At 37.0% G+C, this 22,264-nt stretch carries 21 protein-coding genes; 9 read left to right on the top strand and 12 right to left on the bottom strand.

The genetic code is table 11. The features are described 5' to 3' along the window. Nucleotides 1-69: 69 nt before the first annotated feature. From H6G06_RS16770 to H6G06_RS16760, 3 genes are read left to right on the top strand one after another with little or no spacing between them, the layout of a single operon-like run. Nucleotides 70-342: an AbrB/MazE/SpoVT family DNA-binding domain-containing protein gene (locus tag H6G06_RS16770; RefSeq protein ID WP_190562127.1), complete on the top strand. Its 273-nt coding sequence runs from the start codon at nucleotides 70-72 to the stop codon at nucleotides 340-342. Continuing rightward, nucleotides 335-736 (top strand): PIN domain-containing protein, encoded by a 402-nt coding sequence (locus H6G06_RS16765; RefSeq protein ID WP_190562125.1) that lies wholly within the window; start codon nucleotides 335-337, stop codon nucleotides 734-736. The genes H6G06_RS16770 and H6G06_RS16765 overlap by 8 nt, the downstream gene beginning before the upstream one ends. A 38-nt stretch (nucleotides 737-774) precedes the next feature. Further along, nucleotides 775-1,158: a hypothetical protein gene (locus H6G06_RS16760; RefSeq protein WP_190562123.1), complete on the top strand. Its 384-nt coding sequence runs from the start codon at nucleotides 775-777 to the stop codon at nucleotides 1,156-1,158. A 39-nt stretch (nucleotides 1,159-1,197) separates the two neighbouring features. Here the strand turns inward: H6G06_RS16760 and H6G06_RS16755 are convergent, their stop codons facing one another. Both H6G06_RS16755 and H6G06_RS27460 read right to left on the bottom strand, forming a co-directional pair. Then, the gene (locus H6G06_RS16755) at nucleotides 1,198-1,725 is read right to left on the bottom strand and encodes a hypothetical protein (protein ID WP_190562121.1); all 528 of its coding nucleotides are present in this window, start codon (nucleotides 1,723-1,725) and stop codon (nucleotides 1,198-1,200) included. A gap of 13 nt (nucleotides 1,726-1,738) precedes the next feature. Further along, nucleotides 1,739-5,701: a hypothetical protein gene (locus H6G06_RS27460; protein WP_242039728.1), complete on the bottom strand. Its 3,963-nt coding sequence runs from the start codon at nucleotides 5,699-5,701 to the stop codon at nucleotides 1,739-1,741. A gap of 379 nt (nucleotides 5,702-6,080) precedes the next feature. On the opposite strand from H6G06_RS27460, the gene H6G06_RS16735 reads away from it, so the two are divergent. Then, the gene (locus tag H6G06_RS16735) at nucleotides 6,081-6,659 is read left to right on the top strand and encodes a Uma2 family endonuclease (protein WP_190562119.1); all 579 of its coding nucleotides are present in this window, start codon (nucleotides 6,081-6,083) and stop codon (nucleotides 6,657-6,659) included. Nucleotides 6,660-6,665: 6 nt separating this feature from the next. Here the strand turns inward: H6G06_RS16735 and H6G06_RS16730 are convergent, their stop codons facing one another. The 6 genes from H6G06_RS16730 to H6G06_RS16705 form a co-directional block, all read right to left on the bottom strand. Beyond that, on the bottom strand, nucleotides 6,666-6,953 hold the full coding sequence (locus H6G06_RS16730) for a hypothetical protein (RefSeq protein ID WP_190562117.1): 288 nt from the start codon (nucleotides 6,951-6,953) through the stop codon (nucleotides 6,666-6,668). An 83-nt stretch (nucleotides 6,954-7,036) separates the two neighbouring features. Then, nucleotides 7,037-7,978 carry a ParM/StbA family protein gene (locus H6G06_RS16725; RefSeq protein ID WP_190562115.1) on the bottom strand — a complete coding sequence of 314 codons (942 nt, stop codon included), beginning with the start codon at nucleotides 7,976-7,978 and terminating at the stop codon, nucleotides 7,037-7,039. Between the two features lie 572 nt (nucleotides 7,979-8,550). Next, a complete protein-coding gene (locus H6G06_RS16720) occupies nucleotides 8,551-9,804 on the bottom strand; it encodes an alpha-L-fucosidase (RefSeq protein ID WP_190562113.1) in 1,254 nt (417 codons plus the stop codon). A gap of 471 nt (nucleotides 9,805-10,275) precedes the next feature. After that, entirely contained in the window at nucleotides 10,276-11,190 is a 915-nt protein-coding gene (locus H6G06_RS16715) for a ParB/RepB/Spo0J family partition protein (protein WP_190562111.1), read from the bottom strand. Continuing rightward, nucleotides 11,187-11,939 carry a ParA family protein gene (locus H6G06_RS16710; RefSeq protein ID WP_190562109.1) on the bottom strand — a complete coding sequence of 251 codons (753 nt, stop codon included), beginning with the start codon at nucleotides 11,937-11,939 and terminating at the stop codon, nucleotides 11,187-11,189. Before H6G06_RS16710 ends, H6G06_RS16715 begins: the two co-directional genes overlap by 4 nt. Before the next feature lie 706 nt (nucleotides 11,940-12,645). After that, complete coding sequence (locus H6G06_RS16705; RefSeq protein ID WP_307722533.1) at nucleotides 12,646-12,891, bottom strand: helix-turn-helix domain-containing protein; 246 nt, start codon at nucleotides 12,889-12,891, stop codon at nucleotides 12,646-12,648. Between the two features lie 115 nt (nucleotides 12,892-13,006). Between H6G06_RS16705 and H6G06_RS16700 the strand changes: the two genes are divergently transcribed. Then, nucleotides 13,007-13,954, top strand: a complete 948-nt coding sequence (locus H6G06_RS16700) for a hypothetical protein (protein WP_242039727.1) — start codon at nucleotides 13,007-13,009, stop codon at nucleotides 13,952-13,954. Nucleotides 13,955-14,102: 148 nt separating this feature from the next. Here H6G06_RS16700 and H6G06_RS16695 read toward each other — a convergent pair whose 3' ends face one another. After that, entirely contained in the window at nucleotides 14,103-15,206 is a 1,104-nt protein-coding gene (locus H6G06_RS16695; protein ID WP_190562106.1) for a hybrid sensor histidine kinase/response regulator, read from the bottom strand. Between the two features lie 266 nt (nucleotides 15,207-15,472). Here H6G06_RS16695 and H6G06_RS16690 point away from each other — a divergent pair, with 266 nt between their 5' ends. Further along, on the top strand, nucleotides 15,473-16,180 hold the full coding sequence (locus H6G06_RS16690) for a response regulator (protein WP_190562104.1): 708 nt from the start codon (nucleotides 15,473-15,475) through the stop codon (nucleotides 16,178-16,180). Nucleotides 16,181-16,462: 282 nt separating this feature from the next. Here the strand turns inward: H6G06_RS16690 and H6G06_RS16685 are convergent, their stop codons facing one another. After that, entirely contained in the window at nucleotides 16,463-17,035 is a 573-nt protein-coding gene (locus H6G06_RS16685) for a siphovirus Gp157 family protein (RefSeq protein ID WP_190562102.1), read from the bottom strand. Nucleotides 17,036-17,037: 2 nt separating this feature from the next. Next, nucleotides 17,038-17,253: a hypothetical protein gene (locus tag H6G06_RS16680; RefSeq protein WP_190562100.1), complete on the bottom strand. Its 216-nt coding sequence runs from the start codon at nucleotides 17,251-17,253 to the stop codon at nucleotides 17,038-17,040. A gap of 146 nt (nucleotides 17,254-17,399) precedes the next feature. Between H6G06_RS16680 and H6G06_RS16675 the strand changes: the two genes are divergently transcribed. Both H6G06_RS16675 and H6G06_RS16670 read left to right on the top strand, forming a co-directional pair. Then, entirely contained in the window at nucleotides 17,400-17,651 is a 252-nt protein-coding gene (locus H6G06_RS16675) for a hypothetical protein (protein ID WP_190562098.1), read from the top strand. Nucleotides 17,652-17,708: 57 nt separating this feature from the next. Continuing rightward, entirely contained in the window at nucleotides 17,709-18,329 is a 621-nt protein-coding gene (locus H6G06_RS16670; RefSeq protein WP_190562096.1) for a hypothetical protein, read from the top strand. Nucleotides 18,330-18,482: 153 nt separating this feature from the next. Here H6G06_RS16670 and H6G06_RS16665 read toward each other — a convergent pair whose 3' ends face one another. Then, nucleotides 18,483-21,620 carry an NACHT domain-containing protein gene (locus tag H6G06_RS16665; RefSeq protein WP_190562094.1) on the bottom strand — a complete coding sequence of 1,046 codons (3,138 nt, stop codon included), beginning with the start codon at nucleotides 21,618-21,620 and terminating at the stop codon, nucleotides 18,483-18,485. Nucleotides 21,621-22,085: 465 nt separating this feature from the next. Between H6G06_RS16665 and H6G06_RS27835 the strand changes: the two genes are divergently transcribed. Next, complete coding sequence (locus tag H6G06_RS27835) at nucleotides 22,086-22,220, top strand: hypothetical protein (protein WP_277875206.1); 135 nt, start codon at nucleotides 22,086-22,088, stop codon at nucleotides 22,218-22,220. Nucleotides 22,221-22,264 lie beyond the last annotated feature (44 nt).

Below are 22,264 nucleotides of genomic sequence, written 5' to 3'. Positions count from 1 at the left end.
AGATTTATTTTTTAAATTTTAGAGTTTTGCTAAACTAGAACTATGTAGAAAACAAAAAAATATCAAATTATGACACTTGCTAATCCATCAATTCCTCAACACTATACACTTGATATTGAAGCAGAAGGGCGTTTAACTTTACCCCAAGAAATCCAACAAATTCTTAATTTAGAATCTGGAGATAGATTAATTTTAACTCTTGAAGATAATGGAACACTGCAATTAATCAGTCTCAAACAACAAGTTAAAAAATTAAGAGGTTTATTAAAAGATAAATCACCTGATAGAAACTTAGTAGATGAACTCATCCAAGAACGCAGACAGGAGTATTTAAGTGAATAAATCTGTGTTAGATGCTTCCGCCTTTTTAGCTTATCTTAGAGATGAACCAGGAGCGGAAATTGTAGAAAATGCCTTGATTAATGGGTGTTATATCAGTATTATTAATTGGGTAGAGGTATTATCAAAAATTGTTGATTTAGGAGAATCTCCAGACGAAGTTATTAAACAATTGAGAGATGAAGGATTATTAGAAAATAGTCTAGAAATTATTGCTTGCAATGAGGAAGATGCCTTAAATATAGCTAAATTTCGACCTTTAACCAAAAGTACAGGATTATCATTAGGAGATCGTGCTTGTCTTGCTTTAGGTAAACGCTTGAATTTACCTGTATTAACAGCAGATAAAGTCTGGACGAGCTTATCTCTGGGAATTACAATTAATTTGATTCGTTAAAGTTCATAATCTGTTGACAAATACTTTTTAACAAAAAAATGAGTCAGATTCAAGAGTTACATAAACAGGCTATGGATTTAGCTGAAATGGCACAAGTTGCTAAACTTAGAAATAACTCAGATTTAGCTGCTCAATTATGCCGACAAGCATTTGAAAAAGAACAATTAGCAGCAGAATTAATAGCTGATGATTTAGTAGCAGAACCAACCCGTTCAATATTGTATCGTAGTGCTGCAACCCTAGCAATTGACTGTGGAGAAATTCACAGTGCAGAACGTTTAATAGCAGTTGCTTTATCAGGAAATCCACCAACTGAAATCGCAGAAGAACTCAAAGATTTATTTGTGCAAATAAACATTCATAAATATTTTGCCCGTCGTGGTTTAGTATTTGATGAAGCTAAACTTCAGATTCTTAGTTAAAAATTAACTTAAATCAAAAAACCTCACTTTTATTTATTACTAGGCTGAAATTTTGTAAGTTATAACTTGATTTATAATTTGCTGCTTTAAACAATCAGCCGCAACTGAAGCAATAATTTCCCAATCGTTTTCTGTCAACATTACCCCAAGCAATTCGCGTAACACCTGATGATTAGAAATAAACTCCTCACCAAAAAGTTCATCTCTCTGCAACACAGCTTGAATATGTTCTCTAACATCAGGTGTAGGTAATTTTAATCTTTCCAATAACTTCTCTCTTGCAGTAGCAGATGCTATAGAAGTTGCAGTTCCCAAATTCCAATCTTTGAGCAACAAATGCACTTCCCGATTTAAAGAAATCCGCAAAGTTTTTAAACGATAAAACAATTCAGGATTCAGCAACAGTTGTTCAAAACTAGAACCCCAATCTAAACCAGTACCAATATCACCCCCTACTTCTTCCTCAGCTTGAATACTTTTTCTCAACCATTCTTCGTTAAGCAATAAATCCATCGGGTATTCTGGGCTAGAAATGGATTTATCATCATCAAATTCTTGTTTGTTCATTACTTTCTCTTTTTCAACTTAACTCAATATCATGATAGTTCTTAAAATGTCCATTGTTTGAAAAATCATGTTTTTTATTAACTAATCGCTCCCTTTCTAAAACCATCTCCTCTAACTCACTAGCTGCTGCTTCTGAAAGCGGAAATATCTCCTCACCAGTATACATATTCCCTCTACAAATCGTCCGGTTATTCTCATTCCGCACAATAAAATCACCACTACGCTGAACATAAGCCGTCCACTGTCCACCAATTTTAAATTGCTCAATTTCCTTACTTTCAGATTGATTAGCCTGTCGCTGTTCATAAGTAATAGAAATAGCTTCTACCAAATTATCAAACATTTCCTTACGCCAAAATTCTCTATCAATACCTCGCAACTTCCTAACATTATTTAACTTTGGTTTTGATTCTGATAATATAAAATCCGAAGATTCTCTAAAATCATCATCATCTTCAACAGCATCTAACTTATTTTCTGATTCTATTAGGTTCATATCTGGCAAATTTTTGGTTTCTAATTTAGATTCATACAAAATTGAATTTGATTCAAATTCTAATAAAGTTACATCTGAAAATCCCTTTAAATCATCATCTTCAACAGCATCTAACGTATCTTCTGATTCTATTAATGTAAAATCTGAAAATTCCATCAAACCATCATCAACTTCAACAGTATCTAACTTAACTTCCGATTCTATTAAGTTCACATCTGGCAACTCTATTGAATCAGCATTAACCTTGAGAATAATACTAGAACTTTCTGGTTTCAACGTAGCTACAAACTTAGTTCCAACAGGTAACTTAGGACTATCAGGGGCAAAAGTGCCTAAATTCTGACCATCAATTTGTAATATCGGTGTCCCGTTATAACGATAAAAATCTGGGTGTGATTCAGGTAATTCAAAAACTCCTACTTCTAAAGTCACACTGCGCTTTTTCCATTGCTGACTTGCAAAATCCTCATCAGCAAAATCATTGTATTTAATCCCCAATACTTTTATTTCATCAAACTGAAATTCCTGAAGCTGCTGACATACTTCTTCTGTAAATAAATTATATGCCAAAGCACCTACACCTGTATCTTGACGTGATTCTGCCCAACAATGGTCAGCAGGAGGAATAATTCTTAAATCTCTGGGTATATTCAACTCATCTATATCATTAAAATTATCACCAAATTTAGCTGCTAATTTTTCTGCTAATTTCGGTGATAAATCCTTAAAAGCAAATTCAATCACAGGTAATTGGGGATGAATCGTAGCATCAAATTCAATTCCTTTTTGTTCTAAAGTTTCTTTCCATTTAATTGCATTCTCCCCAAAAGGAACACTCAAAACATAAGTATCTTTTGGTAATGCTGCACTGGGCATTTCATAATTATGCTCAAAGGAAAATGTAGTTTCTATCTGTGATGCTAGTTGTAAACATTGCTTACGATGTCTATCTAATTCTGGACGGGTATGTTGTGTATGCCACAGTGCTGCTGCACCTTCTAACCTTTCTTCTGATGTGGTGAATAGTTCATCTATTTCTGCTCGATAACTATCGTAAAGTTTGCCCAATTCCTCATTAAATGCTTCTCTATCATCTCCTACTCTTTGTTTAATTTCTTCTCTTGATTGTTGAAATCTGGTTTTTAATTCTTCTGCCCATTCCAAAGCATCTACTGATAATGTTTCTTTGGGAAATAAATAACGAAATTCATGTCTATCTCTGCTACGAATTCGAGTAGGTTGCCATAAGGGATTTACTACTTCTCTGGCTATGACATTTATCGCTCCTGGGGCATCTGCTGGCATGGCAAAGGAACGATAAAGCCGTTCGTCTTTTTTAAAGTCAAAAAAGTAACTCGGATGGGATTCTGACCATTTTTTGGCATCTGCTAATAAGTTCGCACCGTCAATTTCTTGAATGTCTTCTAATCTTTCGGCACTTTTGGGTGAATCTACTTCTACTTGTAGTGCTTGAAATAGACGATTTAGCAGTTTTCTTTGTCGTCTGGTAAATCGTTCAATATTTTCACCTTCACGGGGCGTTGATGACTGTACTCTTCCAATGTTTGTTGCTACTAATCCTACTTTATTTTGGTTGGCAACGGCGGCTATTTGCGCTAAGTCACGGTATTTTAAGTTGCCTTGTTCATCTGTAATTTCTGTATATGCTAGTTTAGGACGTTGTTTAACTGGTTCAAATCTGCCTGGTTCTCCTGCGCGGAGTGTTTCTTTGGCAATATTGGGTAGTTTACTAGCTGGACTAACCATTAATTGGTCGCCGTCAAAGTCTGCTTGGTGGTATTCTTCAGCGTCTTTGGGGTGAATCCAAACTACGTTACGAGTTTTCTTGAGTTCTGGGTCATGGATGTTACTGTAAAGGCGGATGTTGTCTGAGTTGACGATTGGGTAACGGGTGAGAATGACTTCTCCTTCTGGTAGGTGGGGGACGCAAATTGTGCCACGAGTTAGGCGATCGCATGGCATGGCCATTCCTGAACTATGGCTGTATCCACTTTTAATGGCTAAGTCACGCCATTGATTGGCGATATAATCGGTGGCAAATTTCCGAAATTTGGGTGTTTCAATTAATTGACCGTATTTATCGCTACGGAGTAGGGAAATCCAGCGAGATTCTTGTACTTGATTGTTGGTATTATGGTCTATTTCATTAATTGTTTCTTCTGTTTGTTCTTGTTGCGCTCGCTGTTGTTTGTCGTATTGTTGAATGATGTATTTTGCTAGTGCTAATGGATGGCGTTGTAATTCGGCTAGTTGTTGGGCTTTTTCTTGGGTTGGTTGAGTTAAATCTTGTTTGATTGCTGCTTCTGAGTACCAAATGGTAAACTGCCAACTGTTATCGTAGCTGGTGGCTTTGGCATTACCTCGATTACCTATTACTGCTTGGGGAAAGTTATATTCACCACAAGGGATTATTTTTTTTAGATGGGATTTTTTGATGCCTTTGATTGAGGAAATGTCCATAATGATGTCGTAATCTTGGGCATCTGTTAATTTGGCATCTGGTAAGAAAGTTCCTTTGGCTAAAAAGCTGGTTTTTGGATATTTTGAATTTATACAATCGCTTTCTTTGTCTTGTGAAAAATTTCCTGTGGATGAATTTTTAGTTTTTGAATTTACACAATCTTTTTCTTCTTTTGGTGCAAAAGTTGTTTTAGGTAAATTGGGAGATGTTGAATTTACACAATCATTTTCTTGATCTGGTAAATTTCCTGTGTTTAAATTTGAAGATGTTGAATTTATCTCATCACTTTGTTCATCTGTTAAAAAACTTCTTTTAGTTAAATTTGAAGATTTCGGACTTACACCATCATTTTCTTCTACTCTTATTCCTCCGTGACCTCTGTGTCCTCTGTGGTTAGATATTCCATTACTTGTGTTTACGTCCTGAGATTCCGATTTATCAGTAATTTCACCCCAAGATTTCATCCATGCAAATCGAAATTGTAATGGACAGTTGCGTTCTCCTCCAAGTTGTTTGGCTAGTCGCGGTGAAATCTTGCCGTGACAGTCTCCGGTTTTATAATCAGCATATTGTGGGTCTGCAAAGTCTACGATTTTAACTCGTAAGTTAGTAAATGTTTCTGTTCCTTTGTAGCAATTACTAACTAATAATGAACCATAACGACAAGCGGTATCGGGTTCTGTGGCAAATAACTGTCTAATTTTCTTCCGCAATGTATCATCAGCGAAGTAATAGTTATCGCCTGAACTAAAGGCTAATTTGCGTTTAATACCATCTTTAAATGTTCTGGTTTTAAGATGATTTGCGTCTGGATTTTTACTGTCAATTTTTACCAGGAGTAATGATTGTAATTCTTCTGGCTCAAATATTTGTGCTAATAGGGAATTTTTGATGATTTCTGGTTCTGATAGATATCTTCCTTTGCCGTTGTTGTAAGCACCATCGAAGATAGGTATACTCAGTCCTGAATTTTCTATAATTCTTGTGGTTAAATCCATTGCCAGTAATCTTTTAGATAGCGGATCTAGCAAGCTTGAGATTCTGGTTTTTATCTTGGCATGGATTTACACTCAGCAAAATCATCCAAGTGGATATTTTACTCTTGGCGCGGTTACTAAGGGTAAATCTAGCGAAAATGAGTGGAAGAGGTGGAGGATGGGGTAAGCTTTGAGGAGAAGATAGGGGCTTTAACGGCAGATTTGGCGGCTCAGATGAATGAGGGTTTGGCTCTGGATGTTGAGATTAAAATACAGTTAGGTAACATACTCCTACAAACCCAACAAATGCGTTGAGTTCTGCTGTCGCTACAAAAAATGGACAAGGTATTGTTGATAAAAGCGATTTTAATTTGGTCAAGCATAGATGAGGTAACAAAAAATGATTGCTGTAAAAGATAAGTTTCCTAAGTTAACACCCGAAGAATATTTTGTCTGGGAAGAAAAACAACTGCTTCGTCATGAGTATATTAATGGTGAAGTTTACGCTATGAGTGGGGGAACTCAAAATCATGGCCGAATTGCTAGTAATATTATTTTCATTGTTAAAGGTCATTTACGGGGTAGTGGTTGTCAGGTTGGTAATTCCGATTGTCGTGTAAATATTTTGGAAACGAAGGATTATGTTTATCCTGATGTGAGCGTTACTTGCGACGAGCGCGATCGCACTGCAATCCAAGCAATTCAATATCCCTGTCTAATTGTTGAGGTTTTATCTCCCAGTACAGCCAGTTATGACCGAGGGGATAAATTTAGATTGTATCGTCGCAATCCTAGTTTGCAAGATTATGTTTTGGTTGATGCTGAGAAAATAGCGATTGATTTATACCGCAAAAATGATCGCGGTAATTGGGAGATTTTTAATTATCAGTCGGGGGATAATATCGAGCTACGAAGTATTGATTTAAGTTTTCCCATTGAGTCGGTTTATGAGGATATTGTTTTTGAGGAATTAGTTTGATAACAGTTACAAATCAAAATCAAGGGTAAATGTTTCGCCATCAGCATCTTTGGGATTTTCTGGTGATGATGGAGTTGAAGGGGGCTGGTCTTGTTGACTTGGGTTTGTAGCAATCGGGGTGAAAGCTGGGGTATGTGTAACTACTTGTTGCATGGGGAATGCACCCTTTTTGAAAGCAAAATAACAATCAATGATAAAGTAAAGCGTCTCTAAGTAACTTTTATCTAGTTGCTGTGATTCGGCAAATATACGTTCTCGGTAGCTATCTTTAATCCGAACTTTTTCCGGTGTCATTGGCTTCGTTCCTATTCAAATTGGTTGATTCAAAATTCGCGCATTATTACCCCTCAAGCTCAAGCCAGAGGCGGTCAGGAGTGCTACAGATTCTTGTTCATCATGGCTTTTGCCATCTCTAGCAATCCACAGGCATTAGCTTCTACGGGATTATCCAGAATTTTAAACCCGTTCTTCTCCAATAGCTTCTTAAATCCAGGTAACAAACAGCCACCACCAATTGCCCAAATTTCATCCCCCTGGTGCTTGGCATCTAGTGTCAGGTTTACGGGTTTCTTTAAGAATTTTTCATACCAATCTTTCAAACAACTGGTGTAGATATCTTTAATATCAATGTCACGACTGTATCTGGTATGTCCCTTTTCCAAACAAAATCGAATCTGGGAAGTGTTGCCGATTTTCCCCCCGTTGAGACGTTTCATTTTTTCGGCAATGTCTTCGATGAGAACTTCTACACCTGCGGGGTAGGGAGTATGGACTTCTCGCTTTCCCTGGTTGTAACGAGAATAAAGCGTAGTTCCATTACCAAAATCTAGGACGGTGAGCTTGGGTGGAAGTTGATGCCCAAACAATGCACCCATTCCTTCTGGGACGACTTTGATTATTTCTAGGGTGACATCTGATTTTCTGCCCGCAAGTATTGGTTGATATTCTCCGTTGAGTTCTTGTTTTAAATCTTCTGCTAGTCCTATGTCGTGTAAACTGACGACTAATTTTAAATGCCAAGCTTTACGATGTGGCAGATGTGCTAATCCACCAAATAACATCAACAGTGCATTTTTAATTTTGTTTTCGTTGTGGTCTGTGTTGCGGTCAAAATGATAACCTGTACGAAAGGCAGATTCTCCTACTGTGTAAGCTACACCATCTAAGACGATTCTTCCTGGTACATCTTCCATCTCGGCTGTGGAAATATAGCTGGGGATACGAACAACTTTAAATCCATCAACGAAAAGTTTCAGACTACCGTAACCGTTATCGAATCCTGCTGGAAAAATTTTTTGCAAAGCGTGAATGTTGGGCATGGGGGTCAAGTGGGATACAAAAGAAGGGTAACACAAAAATACCCTAAGCATCACCTATATATACCCTATATAGGTGCTAAATGTTCAATTATTTTCAATTTTCGCGTTAGGGTATACTTAGCCCATAAGTAACCCCTACATATACCCCAAATTATTTTATTTTAGCAAAAGATACCCTAAGTGTTACCCATGTATACCCTATGTAGGTGATATTTAAGGGCTAAAGGGAATAGCCAGAATTCTCAATTTTCTTCTTGGGGTATATATAGCCCCTATAAAACCCCTGTATATACCCTAACTGAATTTTAGCTAAAACAGCAGAAGCCTATTTTTTGGACGTTTTTAGAAAGAGAAGCTGGACATCCATTTTTGGAAGGTAAAGTTGGACAACCTATCCAAAATCTTCTTCAAGTCACAGCAAAGATGGACTCTACCACCCAATCACATAAATTATGGAAGTGCGATTCGCTGATTATGGACAATACCTTTTCATTGCCCAGGAAAGAGCGCAGACTTAAAGAAATTCTGCATCCTTGAGACACTCGTGGAGTAGTGGACTACTGGACTGCCTTTTAGGTTAAAGAGGAGTTGATATCAATAGCAATCACTGTAGCGAAAGAATTGATTACTGATTCAGGTACACAAATTGTTAATTCACCCAGCGGGTCGGAATTAAAAAGAGAATCCATAATTGCACAGCGACTTGTATAGGTAAGTGGTGTACCGTCAGCAAGAATAGATACTGATTTCACTCGTTTTATTGGCACTCCTCTAACCGATATTGTTTCGTAAGGTTTCATTAATAGGTGTAGATAAATACGGTCGCCCTTACAAGTAGAAGAACCATAAAATTGCCAAGGTTCTAGTCCTGGTGTTGTATCGAGTATACTTTCAGAATGCTGAGACATCCATTCAGCTATATCTTTTAGACGCTCTAACTGCTCAGGTGGAATTTGTCCATTGCCCATTGGACTAATATTCAGTAACAGTTTACCGCCTTTAGCTGCCACTTCGCACAATGTATGAATCAGTTTCCGAGAGGATTTGAAGTGATAATCATCTGGGTTATATCCCCAACTCTCGTTAATAGTCAGACAGGTTTCCCACAGATGAGCCGGAGGTTGGGGGGGAATAAATTGCTCAGGAGTTGCAAAGTCTCCACAATTGGGTAAGCGGTCATTAATGAGAATATGGGGTTGTAAATCACGAATCATTTTTGCCAATTCTTGAACCTGCCATTGCTCTGGAGTCCTTTCCCAACTCCCATCAAACCATAAGATGTCAATTTGACCGTAGTTGGTCAATAATTCTCGGATTTGATTGAACATAAACTGAATATATCGCTCCCACTGTTGCTGTGTGGGTTGAGGCAGTTGCTCAAACCGATAAGGTTTATCAGCTTCCGTAAAAGCCGGATAATCAGGGTGATGCCAGTCTGAAAGCGAAAAATAAAGCCCAATACGCAATCCTACAGAGCGCATAGCTTCAATATATTCACGGACAATATCTTTTTTATAAGGTGTAGATGCAATAGAAAAATCTGATTCTTGAGTATGGAATAGAGCAAAACCATCATGATGCTTGGTAGTTAATATGGCATACTCTACTCCTAAATTTTTTGCTAAATATGCCCATTCTTGAGGATTGTAATCTTGAGGATTGAAAGTATTGACTGTACGGTAATATTCTTCAACCGGAATATCTTTGCAGAAGGGAAGACTGAATACACCTCCAACCATAGGCCAAGATAACTCACGTCCCTGTTGGGAACTATGACCCCAATGAATAAACATCCCCAGTCGTGCTGTATCAAACCATGTACTCATGATGATTAAATTTAAATTAGTTTTCTACATTGAATGGTATTCAGCAAATTTGACATAACCAGGTAAACTCGCCAAACTGCACGAGTCGCTTATATCCAAGGTTTAAAGACACGCTCGTTTTACGCCTACCGGAAAACTTGTAAAAGTATGATCTAAGAGTCGTTTTAGTTCACACTAACAGCTTGGTAGTTATGGTGATGCCGGTTATGTTTTTATTGCTATCGGCTTTTAAGTTACAAGAATCTATCCCACTAATCTGATTTGCGGTAAAAATCTTTATTTTTTTGCACATCAAAAACGAAAAATCAATAGGACTTACGCACGAGCTATGGAATAAACAAACCACAGAGGCACAGAGAACGCGGAGGAATGAGGGTTTGAGGGATATTTTGCGTAAGTCCTGATCCAGATTTGACAACACACCTAAATTGAAAAAATAGGCATTTTTGGATTAGTGGGATAAGTTCAAGATTATTCTTCACCAAGCAATTCTTCTATTTGTGCTAAGAGTGTTTCTAAACGACTCCATTTCTGTTGGTCTTCCCAAACCTTTGCCTGTTTCACTCGCTTCATTGTTCCTTCTATCCGTTCTTTACGTTGATCAGGATCAGAAGAGGGTTGTATAGCTTTAATCCGTGACTGGATTTGAGTTAGAGAAAGGTTTTCTGCAATTGCTACTGCTAGTAATTCTTGGCGTGCAGTCTCGTCTTTAATTCGAGCTATGACTTTCGCTTTTGTGTAAGCAATTTTTCCTTCACGCAGTGCTGTTAACACATCCTCCGACAAGTTTAATAATGGCAGACGATTTTTGACAAAGGATTCCCAAGTCATTAACCCCAAGCTGGTAAACACTTCTTCCACTACTTGAACTTCTGGGTTAGGCATAACGTTATGCCTAGATTCTTCTTGCTTGTCTGCTGCATTTTTCATTCTATACAACAAAGGAGTAATATCGGCAACTTCACTTCCTAAACGAATGGCTAAAAGTTGCAAGATGCCCTCAGTTTCCTCAACTGGGTTCAAATCCTCACGGCAGAGGTTCTCAATTAAAGAAAGCTGCATAGCTTCTTCATCGGTGAGTTCTCGAATTACAACTGGCACTTCAGCCAGACCAACTTCTGTTGCTGCTCGATAACGTCTTTCTCCGGCTACCAGTTCATGTTTATTATCTGGACGAGAACGCACCAGCAGTGGTTGTAGAATCCCATGTTGCCGCACGGACTCTACTAATTCCTGCATTGCTTGTGGGTCGAAGTAACGCCTTGGTTGCTGCGGTGGGAGACAAATTGATTCAATAGCAACTATTTCAGCTACAGATTGAGATTCCCCAAACAGGATATCCAAGGGTTTCATTTGTTGATATGGGCGATCGCGCCTACTATTCATAATTTTTCTAAACCTTGTGCAATTTTCTTGAGAATAGGCACAGCAGGGTGTCTGGGATTATAGACTGCTAAAGGTACATGATCTTCAGATGCGTCAGCAAAAGCTGTAGAACGAGGAATAGCTGGGTAAACCACACCCACTGCTGCTAATTGTTGTTGGATAGCTTCTAAAGTTCGGGCATCCTGAATATTACGACCATCGTACATAGTGGGAATAAACCCAGCGATCGCTAGTTTACGATTGGGACGCGATCGCACTCTGGCAACCGTATTTAACAATAACTCAGTTCCACAAAATGCCTTGTATTGAGTTTGAATTGGAACTAAAACGTGAGTAGCTGCTACCAAACTGATGTAACTGAGTAATCCCAAACTAGGTGGACAATCTATCAATATAAAATCATATTGATTAGCTATTGGTTCTAAAGCTTCTTTGAGTCGGATATCTCGCATATCTGCTACCACTAATTCTAATTCGGCAGCACTCAAATTAATATTGGCAGGAGCTAAATCTATACCATGAACTTGAGTTTGAATTGGTAATGGGACAGAATGCAAAATGGAGTCATAAACAGTTTGCTCTAGTGCTGTTGGATCTAGCCCCATGAAAGTTGTAAGCGACCCTTGAGGGTCCATATCTATCAGCAGTACGCGATGTTTACGCTCCTGCAAATGGTAGGCAAGATTCATGGCTAAACTCGATTTACCTACACCACCAGACTGATTAAAAAGTGTAATTATGCGTGTCAAATTTTTGCCCCCTGAGAATCTTATTAAATGGAGAAGTGGAGTTTTTCAAGAAGAATGGACGCAGAATTTCAAAGTTTTCTACAAGTTATCATCAAAAGTGTGTCCTTTTTTACAGCCCTATCCTATCGAAATAAACGTTAATTAAGTTCTAGTTTCAATACCTATGCCAATTTTCCAAATATAGGTCTGAAACCCAATAAAATCGTGACGATATCAATAGGGTTTCAGCGTTTTGGCGAAGGTATTGAGTTTGTGGCGGATTTAGCGGTAAAACTTGGTAACAACTCTTTGAAAAACTGATTTTTAGCGGATTTTCTGACATCGAACTCAAGTATTATTGCAATTTCAATTCAGCAGATAATCAACTAGAAAATTTCGCTTTTTTGTGTGTTAATTTCCTTTCATAGTATCACTGCTTTTGCTAGGTTACAGCGATTATAAAAGTTTCGCACAATCGCCGTTAGGCGTTTGCGTAGCGTGATATAAACATAGGGTAGAGACAAAGAATATATAAGAGTGAGCGGCCATTCGCAGAGTAGGTACAAAGGAAGAAAAAAGATTTATTTGGAATGTGATCTAAATACATGAAAACTGCCGCAATATATACCCTAATGAGTTATAAATTAAGTTTAAATTTAAAATTTAATCGTAGAAATATTAGTTTTGACAAATTTATTAATTGTCAAGCATAAGCATTTATTCTGAGTTATTCATAAAATTTAATACCAAAATCAACATTCAGCACCTCTTCAATGCGCTGTAAAGTTTCAATTGGCAAAGCTTTGGTTTCTTCGGATTCTATTTTATACCAATTCATAGTCGTCATGGGAATTTGACGACATATTTCAGCTAAAGAGCGTCTATCCGCTTCTCTGGCTTGTCTAATTCTCTTTCCCAAACCGGGTATTTCTATATCTATCGTTCTTCTAACTTTCATCCATTTTTCAGCCATTCCACTACCCTCAAATATAAACTATCAGTTTATCATTGAATATAAATCATAAATTTACAGTTGATGATGTATCAATTAATAGCAAATTTTTTTGGGAGCTAGGGGGGTAGAAATTATGAGTGAGATATCAAACATCTCTACTGATGAAAAATTGCTACCCAATCAGAACGATTCTGCAACTAGCCATGCAGAAATAGCTGTTAGCTCCGAACTAACTGAACTTAGTACAGACGAATGGCGCGATCGCATATTTTTAGAGAGACAAGTTGAAAAAGCTTTTTACGCAGCTGCTAAAGCATTGAAAGAAATACGAGACAGACGTTTGTACCGTTCCACTCACTCAACCTTTGAAAATTACTGTCGTTCCCGATTTGGCTTTACTAATCGTCATGTGAACTACTTGATAGCTGGTTCATTGGTAGTTGAAAATTTAATGGGAACTAATAATTCCCAAATTAAAACCCAAGACCAAACAAGAACCAATGGTTCCCAAATTGAAATCCCAGAGGAAAAGAGAACCAATGGTTCTCAAATCTTACCAACAAGCGAACGCCAGGTTAGACCTTTGGTTTCCTTAGAACCAGAAGAACAACGTTTGGCTTGGCAACAGGCAGTAGAGCAAGCGGGTGGTAAAATTCCTTCAGGTCGTCAAGTTAAAGATATTGTGGACAAAATCCGAGAAAGAACCAAAGTACCGAACCCCTACCATGTTGGGGAAGTATGTATTCTACTGCCTAAAGAAAACCCAGAACTAAAAGGCAAAAGTGGTTGTTGGGGTGTTATTACCCATGTTGGAGACTATAGTTGCACTATTGAGACTTGGGATACTGAGTACACAGTAAAAATAGAACATCTCAAATCCTTAGAACTGTTGGATGAAGAATGCCAGTTCATGCAACAGCTATGCTTGAGACTGCGACGACTGCATCAAATTGAAAACCGAGATAGTGCCGTTGATTGGCTTTGTTCAGGATTAGGGAAACAACCAAAACCGTACCTTTCACCTTTGCAGTCAAAATTGTTAAATCTTGTCGAACAAGAATACGGACTGACGCTAACGTAACAAAAACCTAAAACTTGAACAAAAGTTAACACTACCCTACAGGTGTTATAGCTGTAGCCATTCAGATTAGGACAATGATTAGTCCTTAAAATCTAAGAAGAGCAAGGGTTTTACTCTTGTCTATTGCAAGACAGCCTCTTGCCCTCTGTTATAACGCGGGTAAAGAAACAGTAAAAATGCTACCTTTACCTAAAGTTGATGACACAGAAATACTTCCTTGATGGGCTTCTACAATCTGACGGCACAAACATAATCCTAGACCATTCCCTTGACGTTGATGTTTGCCTTGTCGAAAACGTTCAAATAAGCATAATTGTTCTATTTTACTAATGCCAATTCCTGTATCTTTCACAGTAATTGTTACCCGTTGATCCTGGGAACTAAGGTAAACATCTACTGAACCCTGATCTGTAAAACGAATAGCATTACCTACTAAGTTAGTTAGCAGTCGGTAAAGTTCTATTCTATCGCCCCGCACTTTCACCGCAGATGGTTGTGTATTGTTTAATTTGACATTCAGAGCTACGTTTTTGACAACAGCTAAAGGTTTGAGTTCCTGAACTACCTTTTGAGCTAATTCCCACAAGTCAACGGGAAAAAATTCCAAGTCCTTACATCCAGCTTCATACTGATAAACCTCTAGCACATTTTCCACCATTGACAGTAACGTTTGATTACTCTCAGTCAGTAGTTGCAAATGTTTCCGTATTTCTGAAAAATTATGACCAAAATTCCCTTTTTGAATCATTTGCAAAAGTTGAATTGTTGAGGTCAAAGGAGTGCGTAAATCGTGAGTCAACTTGATCATAAAATCTTCGCATCGCTGTCGAGCAAGTTGATATCTTTGATTGATACTATGTTTTAACCGTAGGAGCGAACGCACTCTTGCTAACAATTCTTTTTGTTCTACAGGTTTCATCAAAAATTCATCAGCACTAGCTTGTAAACCGCGAATCAAACTAGACTGATCACAATTTGCAATCAGCAACACAGGTATGAAAGGTAGATCACAATTCTGCTTAATTTGTTGAGTGATTCTACATCCATTGATATTGGATATGAAGGTATTTAAAATTACCAAGTCAGGTGGAGATTCTGCAATCTTGGTTAAGGCTTCTGTATCATTGTTTGCTAGTGTTAACCTGTATCCTTGTTGCTTGAGTATAGATTTGAGCGAGCAAAAGTTTTTGGTTGAGTCATCTACCCAAAGGATACTTTCTGTTGAGCTTGGATTCCAAAAGAAAGGAGTCATACAGGTATCAGTAGATTTATCTAAGTTTGGTTTGCTATGTCTTTGGCTTTAACAAATCTTAATACTTAAATAAAGTATTTTACCAAAACTTTAAATTTGGCATACCTCTATAGATAGATTTTTTGAGAAAACTATTTGATTTTTATACCTCTATAGATAAATTTTGGCTAAGAGGCGAACAATTTTTGACCGATAGGCTGATCCATTTTTAGTCAATTATTTCCGACATTAGAAAGAGTAAATTTAGCCAGTTATTGAGGTAGGTCATGGAAAACATTAGAGCAGCAATTATCGAAGACCATAATTTGACCAGGGTAGGTATCAGTAGTTGTTTAAACGAACAAAAGAATATTCAAGTTGTGGGAGATGCTGAAAATGCTGCTGCTGGGCTAAAACTGCTTCAAGATACAAAGCCAGATATTGCCATTGTTGATATTGGTTTACCGGACATGGATGGGATAGGACTGGTACAGCAGTTCAGGCAATCTGTGCCATCAGCAAAAGAAACAAAAATCATTATGTTGACTTCTTTTGCTAAAGAGCAAACGGTTTTAGCGGCGTTTGCAGCTGGAGCAGATTCTTACTGTATCAAGACCATTAAGTTTGAGTTACTGTTAGAAGCACTGTACATGACTTATGAAGGATATTCTTGGATTGACCCAGTAATTGCGCGGATCATTCTCAAGCATATTCGTCGCTCAGTGAATACAAAACAAAATATTACTTCCAAAGGGATTATTTCTGCTATTGAACCGGAGCAAGTAAGTATTCTAGAAGCAAACCCACTGACAGATAGGGAAATGCAAGTATTAGAGTTAATTGTTCAAGGATTTGGCAATCAAGAGATTGCTGATCAACTGTATATTAGTTTGGGAAGTGTAAAAGTATATGTACGGGGTATTTTGAGCAAACTTTATGTTAGCGATCGCACTCAAGCTGCTGTTCTAGCATTGCGGTCTGGTTTACTCAATTAAAAGTAAATTGTAAGCTATCAGCTATCAGTAATTAGTAATCAGCTATCAGCTATCAACAAATAGTAGCAGTAGCAAAGATTCAGAAGTTTTGATTTCAGAAATGTGATTGCATCTGTTTCTTTTCATTCCTTGAATTTCACTCTTTCATGTACACGGCTGACGGCTGAATGCTTACTAAAACGGGAGCATTGTTATTATTAACTGAATCTCTCTCTAGAGAATAGCTGTTAGCGTAGCGTGGCGTAGCCATTTACTGATTACTGATTACTGATAGCTGAATACTTACAGTGAATCTTTGAAATCTTGAATTGCTGTTGCTGTCAAAGCATAAACAACCCGACGTTTACGTTCAACTTGAGTACCATCCACAGGAATTCCTTTCTTCCAAGCAGCGATAATCGCTTTCTTATCTGCTGAGTAAACTATTTTTTCTCGGCGATATTTTGCTGGTAATTTTTCTGCATCTACCAGTAAGTCACAACTGGGTGGATTTTCTTTAATTGTAATCCGTAGTGAATTACCAATCATTTTTTCAGGTAAAATTCCTGTGGCATTTTGTTCTAAAATTGTTTCATCTAATTTCTGTCGCCACCTTTCTAGTCTTAATAGTGCTGATTGATGTACGGTTTTCAAATGTTCTAGTCGTTGCTTAATAGCTGTTATTTCTGCATCTAGTTGTAATGCTAATTCGGCTTGAATATCAACTGCTTCTGATTGTTCTTCTTGAGTTTCCCAAATCGCATTGATGATATCAGCTTCTTCTTCAGAAGTTTGACAATTGATTAATTGTTCCCAAAGATGAGCAGCAGTTTGGGATAGTCCGGCTAAGGATTGTTGAGCTAGTGTTATAGTCATAATTACCACTTTCCACAAGTTTGATAGTATTCTTTTTCAGCTTCAATTTGATTTAAAATAGCTAAAGTACCTATGTCTAAATCGTTATCGAAATCATGATCTAGAGATAAATTTGCAGTTCGTTTTTGTGTATGTTGATTATTTGGTTCAGGAATGGCAGTAAGTTTAGGTTTCTGTATTGTGACACTTTCGGTTACAATTATTGTTGGTTGTTGCATTGTTTAGGTTGCATAACGCCATTAATTTGAGCGCGTTAGCGCATATAATTATGTTGTTTCCCCAGTGACAATTCAAATTTTTGAGTTCACTTGGTGTCAACTATTTATTAGTTCGTAAATATCTCAATTCCAACCTAATACCAGATATGAAACTCATCAAAAAATCTGATAAGCTCGGACAAGAAACACAAATAATAGAGGAAACAAAAGAGCCAAATCTGCAAGGTAATGTCAGTAATATAGAAAACCCAACAGGTGAGGAACAGTTAAAACAAGATATAAAGTATCAAGAACCTAACTATATTCCAATACGTGACAATCCTATTGTTTTATCTGTAGGTAATACAGGATGGCAGGTGTCTGAGATTTGGAAAGATATTAGATTGGATAAATTTTAATTGTTACTTGATTATTTAATATAACAACTTTTTCTTATGTAATAAAAAAATGAATTTATGTCTGGTGCTTATTATCCAATAATTCTTTATCCACCTTTAGTAAGGCGGTTAAGAAATGGTAATTCAGAACAGAAGTATCTAAAAGCTTCTTTTCAAGGCTGCATTGCATTACCAGATGATAAGAGTACAGCCAAACAAGGAGTAAGTGAAAAAGAGTTTTTTCGGCATCTACTGGCGGCTTTTCCTGAAAATCTAATTTGTCAAGCGGTTGAGTTTGAAATTCCAGGTTATCCTCTCCGTTACTCGACTGACTTTATTTTTTATAATCACTCATCTGGGTTAGCTTTAGATATTGAAATTGATGAACCTTATATTGGAAATACGGGTAAACCTCATCATTGTATTGATGTTAATGATGATAGGATTCGTAACCGTTTTTTCTTGGAACGGAATTGGGGTGTAGTTAGATTTGCAGAAATTCAGGTGGTGCGTCATCCTTGGAGTTGTTGTAAGGTAATTGCTCAAACAATTGCTAAGTTGACAGGGGATAATAGTGTGTTCATGGTGTTGCAAAGATTGGCTGATGTACCTTTACAAAAACGCTGGACAAGGCGTGAGGCTAGGTTGATGGCTAAGAATAATTATCGTCAGTCTTATCTGCCAAAAATGTTAAAATAAAGCGATATATTATCGGTCTAGTACAAAAACATTTATATTTCAGAGACATTTGGTTAAAATCTCTTTACGCATCATCTTTATATTAAATTATAACATGGCTGTACAAATTTTACGTAGTTCAGGTAATAGCCATTTTAGAACTCTAGGATAGTATTACCCCAATTCCTGTAACCAAGTTTGAAGCACGCCTAATAGATTATCTTGTTGAGGCGGAAAACCACTCAAGGGAGATGCTATTGGTGTATCGGTAATCAAGGCGATTTTTAACCAGTTGTTCTGTAATTGCTGACAGAAATTAATTAATTCTGGGTGAGGATTAATGTTACAGAATATGAGGGCGATTTTATCTGTTTTTAGATGTTCTCTCAGGGGTTGGAGTTCGTTTTCTAAGTCGAATATATCTTCTATGCTGTTGGCTTTTTGTTTGGGAAATATTTCGCCATAAATTTTGATTAATATACCTTTGGCTATGGCTTTTTCTGCGGTTTTACCTTCCAGGTTGGCAGCGTTGAGAGGGATGGGATAGGTGGTGGAGGTTGGTTGCAGTTGCTTTAATTGGGTATAAATATCGGTGTATTGTTGTTCGAGTTGATTAAGGGTGGTGGTGTCGGTGGCGTGCCATGTTTTGTAGAATTGGGGATAGGTAAGGTGTTTTGTACATTGCCAGAGGATTTTGAAACATTTCTCGTAGAGGTCAAAATTAGTTTCGACTTCATTGGTGAGATGTTTGTTTAATGCTGAGACTGTCATTAAATAGTTATTTTCTGTTTTTAGAATTTTTCCTAAAATATAAGCAGCACTCCAACGGATATCTCTATCCTGAGTGTTATGAAGAAGGCAGATGAAAGCAGCAATCACCTGTTCATTTCCCACTGCTATCTTTCCTAAACTATCAGCAACTATCCAACGGGTAGGTTCAAACTTAGAGTCTTTGAGGAGGGAAATTAAAGCAGCAATCGCCTGTTCATTCCCTACTGCTATGTTTCCTAAAATCTCAGCAACTCTCCAACGGATATCTTCATTCCGAGTGTCTTTGAGGAAGGGAATTAAAGCACTGATTGCCTGTTCATTCCCCACATCTATCTTTCCTAACTTATCAGCAACACTCCAACGGGTAAATTCATCCTGAATATTGTTCAAGAAGGGAATTAAAGCACCAATCGTTTGTTCATCCCATGCCTCTATCTTTCCTAAACTCTTAGCAACTTTCCTATGAGTATCTTCAGACTGAATGTCATGAAGAAGAGATATTAAATCAGCTTTCCTACGGGTATCTTCAGACTGAATGTTATGAAAAAGGGATATTAAAGCCGGAATTACTCTTTCTTTATCAGTCAATAATAAAATTTTTCTTGCATCTTCTGGAATAGGATCAATAAAATTTAGCCATACTTTTTCTTTACTATCAAAATAACCAAATCCCCATTTGATAAGTTGCTCTATAATTGTATCAGCAAGCGAACAACTTTTAAACTCAACAAGGGCTATACCAGATTGAACATAAGCTAGATTACTATAAAAATTATTTACACCATCTTTAAAATTAACTAATTTTTTAATAAACTCTTCCTTCTTATCATCAATATTTGTTCTCCCCATCCACAATAAAAATATCTCATTCCATTCATTCTCAAAAATGCGATATTTCTTACCCTCAACAGGTTTATTTACATGATTTTTAGGTAAAAAATAATCCCAATCATCAATCACACAAGCTGCAAAATATTCAGCAAAAGTCAGGTGAAAGAAAGCATAAACACTTTCATTAGTTTTTTGGTCACGATAAATCTCATTTAACCAACCTAACTTTTTTGCTAATGTAAACTTCTTTAAACTCATGACATTTTTAATTACAGATTCCTTGAGACTGATTTGTTCATCAATCATCTTCAAAGCCAATTTTCCCAAAGCCTGATTTAACTGTTGTATTTGCGTTGCTGTAGTGCCAAATTCCCCTTTTTTCCATTCATAAGTTTCATTCACAAAACGCTGATACAAATTTGCTTTGGTTTCCGGTAATTCCCCTGGCAAAAAACACCAAATCTGACACAACATTGCCAACCGCAAAGGGTTTTTGACTAAATTAAAAATGCGGCTGTGTTGGGGTGCGGTTAACTTTTGCTGTAACTGTTCCCCTAACTCCGGTTTTTTCTCCTTTTCATACCACTGCTGAATAAAATTTCCCAACTCGGCATCACTAAAAGGCAGAGTGCGATAGTATTCAAAATTAGCTATGGGGTTAGGTTGCCAAACATTGAGACGACAGGTGAGAATTACCCTAGTCCAAGTTACCCATCCTTCTAATTGGCTATTGAGTTGGGATAAAGGAGAGTTTTCGGTGGTTTTCATCTCATCTACCCCATCCAACAACAACCATACTCGCTTATCCTTAAACTGTTGCTTAAAATTTTCTTCTAAAGTCTGTGTAACGGTAACTTGGGAGGGAATAAACTTTAAAGCCTCTTGTAGCCAAATATGCAGTAAATAGTCTTCTAAGGTTCTATTTTCTAAGCGACTGAGATTAATACAAATAGGGCTAGGATAATCAGGATTATTGGCTAAATATTCGGCAATTTTGCTTAACCAAGTGGTTTTTCCTGCCCCTGGTTCTCCAATAATGGCTAAATTTTTGGTTTGCTGGCCTATGACTTCATCAATAAATTGCTGATATTCGTATTGTTTGGTAATTTCTTCTGATTTTAATTCATATTGCCGCATACCCTCAGCCGCATCGGGAAAGGGTATTTCTTCTTTACGTCGTGCGGGTTTGGGTTGAACCAAGCCTAATTCTACAAAGATTTCTATTTCGTGTTTTAATTCGGTGATTTGTCGTCTTAATCGTTGTTGTTCTTGCTGACTTTGTAGCATTTTCTGGCATATTTCGCGCCAGTTGATTTGTAGGGTTTCGGGTTGGGGTTCAGGTTGATTATTTTGGGTTTGCTGTTGTGCAAGCCATTCAGGATATTTGTTTTTCCAAAGCCATTTATAAGCCTGTTTCCAAGGTTCATTTCCTTTTTCTGGCCTGCCTGGTTTTGATTCTATAACACATTCGTTTTTTCTAAGAATAGGGTAAATATTATTTTTTAACTCATCTTTTATTTTCTGAATTTTATTGATATCTTCACTTCTAAAATTAATTTGATTAGCAAGTTGCTGATCATCATCAATAGTATCATTATTCGGGTCAAATCTGACTATAAATACTTGATATGTATCTCCAGTAAATTCAAATTTTCTGGAAATCTCTTGTAAAAATTCTTGTTGTAATGTTGTTTCTTCTGGGAATGTCATAGATTGCACTTTGCTAATTAATTATATATGGTGAGTTTACTATTTTCAATTAGCCTCATAACCCGCCAGGGAATGAATTCCCAGTCTAATAGCCAAAGTCCGTTAAAACGGACTATTAATTTTTAGTTAGTCGTCTTTAGACGACTTTTGTTATCAGACTCAGAATTTATTCTGAGGCGGTTTCGGGCGCGTTTATTTATTGGAGTTTGATATAGGACTTACGCAGGAGTTAGGGAATAACATTCGCGTAGCGTGTCGAAGACATACCACAGAAAACACAGAGGAATAAGAGTTTGAGAGTTTTTGGTGTAGGTTTTATGATATTTCCAAAATAACATCATCAATCATGATGAGCAAGATTTATATTAAATTCTAGTAAATTCTATTTTCTGGATCTTTTTTCTCTATTTTTTATTTGATTTGATATAAAAAATCCAACAAACAAAACAATAGGAGGGATTTATAATGGATTTTTTAACTATTATTGTCACAGCTTTAATGACTTGGGCAATTGAAAAATCTTCTGATGCAGTTTTATTTTGGGTGATGAAAAATATCAAAGAAAAATCTTCCAATAACAAGGAGGATAACCAGCAATAAAGCTCTTCTAACTCACCATTTAGATGTGATTTGATTGTGCCAAT

This window comes from Anabaena sphaerica FACHB-251 (genome assembly GCF_014696825.1).
Lineage (GTDB): Bacteria > Cyanobacteriota > Cyanobacteriia > Cyanobacteriales > Nostocaceae > RDYJ01.
Note: the sequence above shows the minus strand (reverse complement) of the source record. Positions and strands in the feature narration are given on the sequence as shown.

Bases quoted from the DNA above. Each gene is read 5' to 3' on its own strand.
- H6G06_RS16730 (WP_190562117.1), bottom strand. From the start codon at position 6,953: ATGACACCGGAAAAAGTTCGGATTAAAGATAGCTACCGAGAACGTATA.
- H6G06_RS16680 (WP_190562100.1), bottom strand. From the start codon at position 17,253: ATGCAACAACCAACAATAATTGTAACCGAAAGTGTCACAATACAGAAA.
- H6G06_RS27460 (WP_242039728.1), bottom strand. From the start codon at position 5,701: ATGGATTTAACCACAAGAATTATAGAAAATTCAGGACTGAGTATACCT.
- H6G06_RS16690 (WP_190562104.1), top strand. From the start codon at position 15,473: ATGGAAAACATTAGAGCAGCAATTATCGAAGACCATAATTTGACCAGG.
- H6G06_RS16705 (WP_307722533.1), bottom strand. From the start codon at position 12,891: ATGGCTGAAAAATGGATGAAAGTTAGAAGAACGATAGATATAGAAATA.
- H6G06_RS16715 (WP_190562111.1), bottom strand. From the start codon at position 11,190: ATGAATAGTAGGCGCGATCGCCCATATCAACAAATGAAACCCTTGGAT.
- H6G06_RS16760 (WP_190562123.1), top strand. From the start codon at position 775: ATGAGTCAGATTCAAGAGTTACATAAACAGGCTATGGATTTAGCTGAA.
- H6G06_RS16685 (WP_190562102.1), bottom strand. From the start codon at position 17,035: ATGACTATAACACTAGCTCAACAATCCTTAGCCGGACTATCCCAAACT.
- H6G06_RS16665 (WP_190562094.1), bottom strand. From the start codon at position 21,620: ATGACATTCCCAGAAGAAACAACATTACAACAAGAATTTTTACAAGAG.
- H6G06_RS16755 (WP_190562121.1), bottom strand. From the start codon at position 1,725: ATGAACAAACAAGAATTTGATGATGATAAATCCATTTCTAGCCCAGAA.
- H6G06_RS27835 (WP_277875206.1), top strand. From the start codon at position 22,086: ATGGATTTTTTAACTATTATTGTCACAGCTTTAATGACTTGGGCAATT.
- H6G06_RS16675 (WP_190562098.1), top strand. From the start codon at position 17,400: ATGAAACTCATCAAAAAATCTGATAAGCTCGGACAAGAAACACAAATA.
- H6G06_RS16695 (WP_190562106.1), bottom strand. From the start codon at position 15,206: ATGACTCCTTTCTTTTGGAATCCAAGCTCAACAGAAAGTATCCTTTGG.
- H6G06_RS16770 (WP_190562127.1), top strand. From the start codon at position 70: ATGACACTTGCTAATCCATCAATTCCTCAACACTATACACTTGATATT.
- H6G06_RS16670 (WP_190562096.1), top strand. From the start codon at position 17,709: ATGTCTGGTGCTTATTATCCAATAATTCTTTATCCACCTTTAGTAAGG.
- H6G06_RS16735 (WP_190562119.1), top strand. From the start codon at position 6,081: ATGATTGCTGTAAAAGATAAGTTTCCTAAGTTAACACCCGAAGAATAT.
- H6G06_RS16700 (WP_242039727.1), top strand. From the start codon at position 13,007: ATGAGTGAGATATCAAACATCTCTACTGATGAAAAATTGCTACCCAAT.
- H6G06_RS16725 (WP_190562115.1), bottom strand. From the start codon at position 7,978: ATGCCCAACATTCACGCTTTGCAAAAAATTTTTCCAGCAGGATTCGAT.
- H6G06_RS16720 (WP_190562113.1), bottom strand. From the start codon at position 9,804: ATGAGTACATGGTTTGATACAGCACGACTGGGGATGTTTATTCATTGG.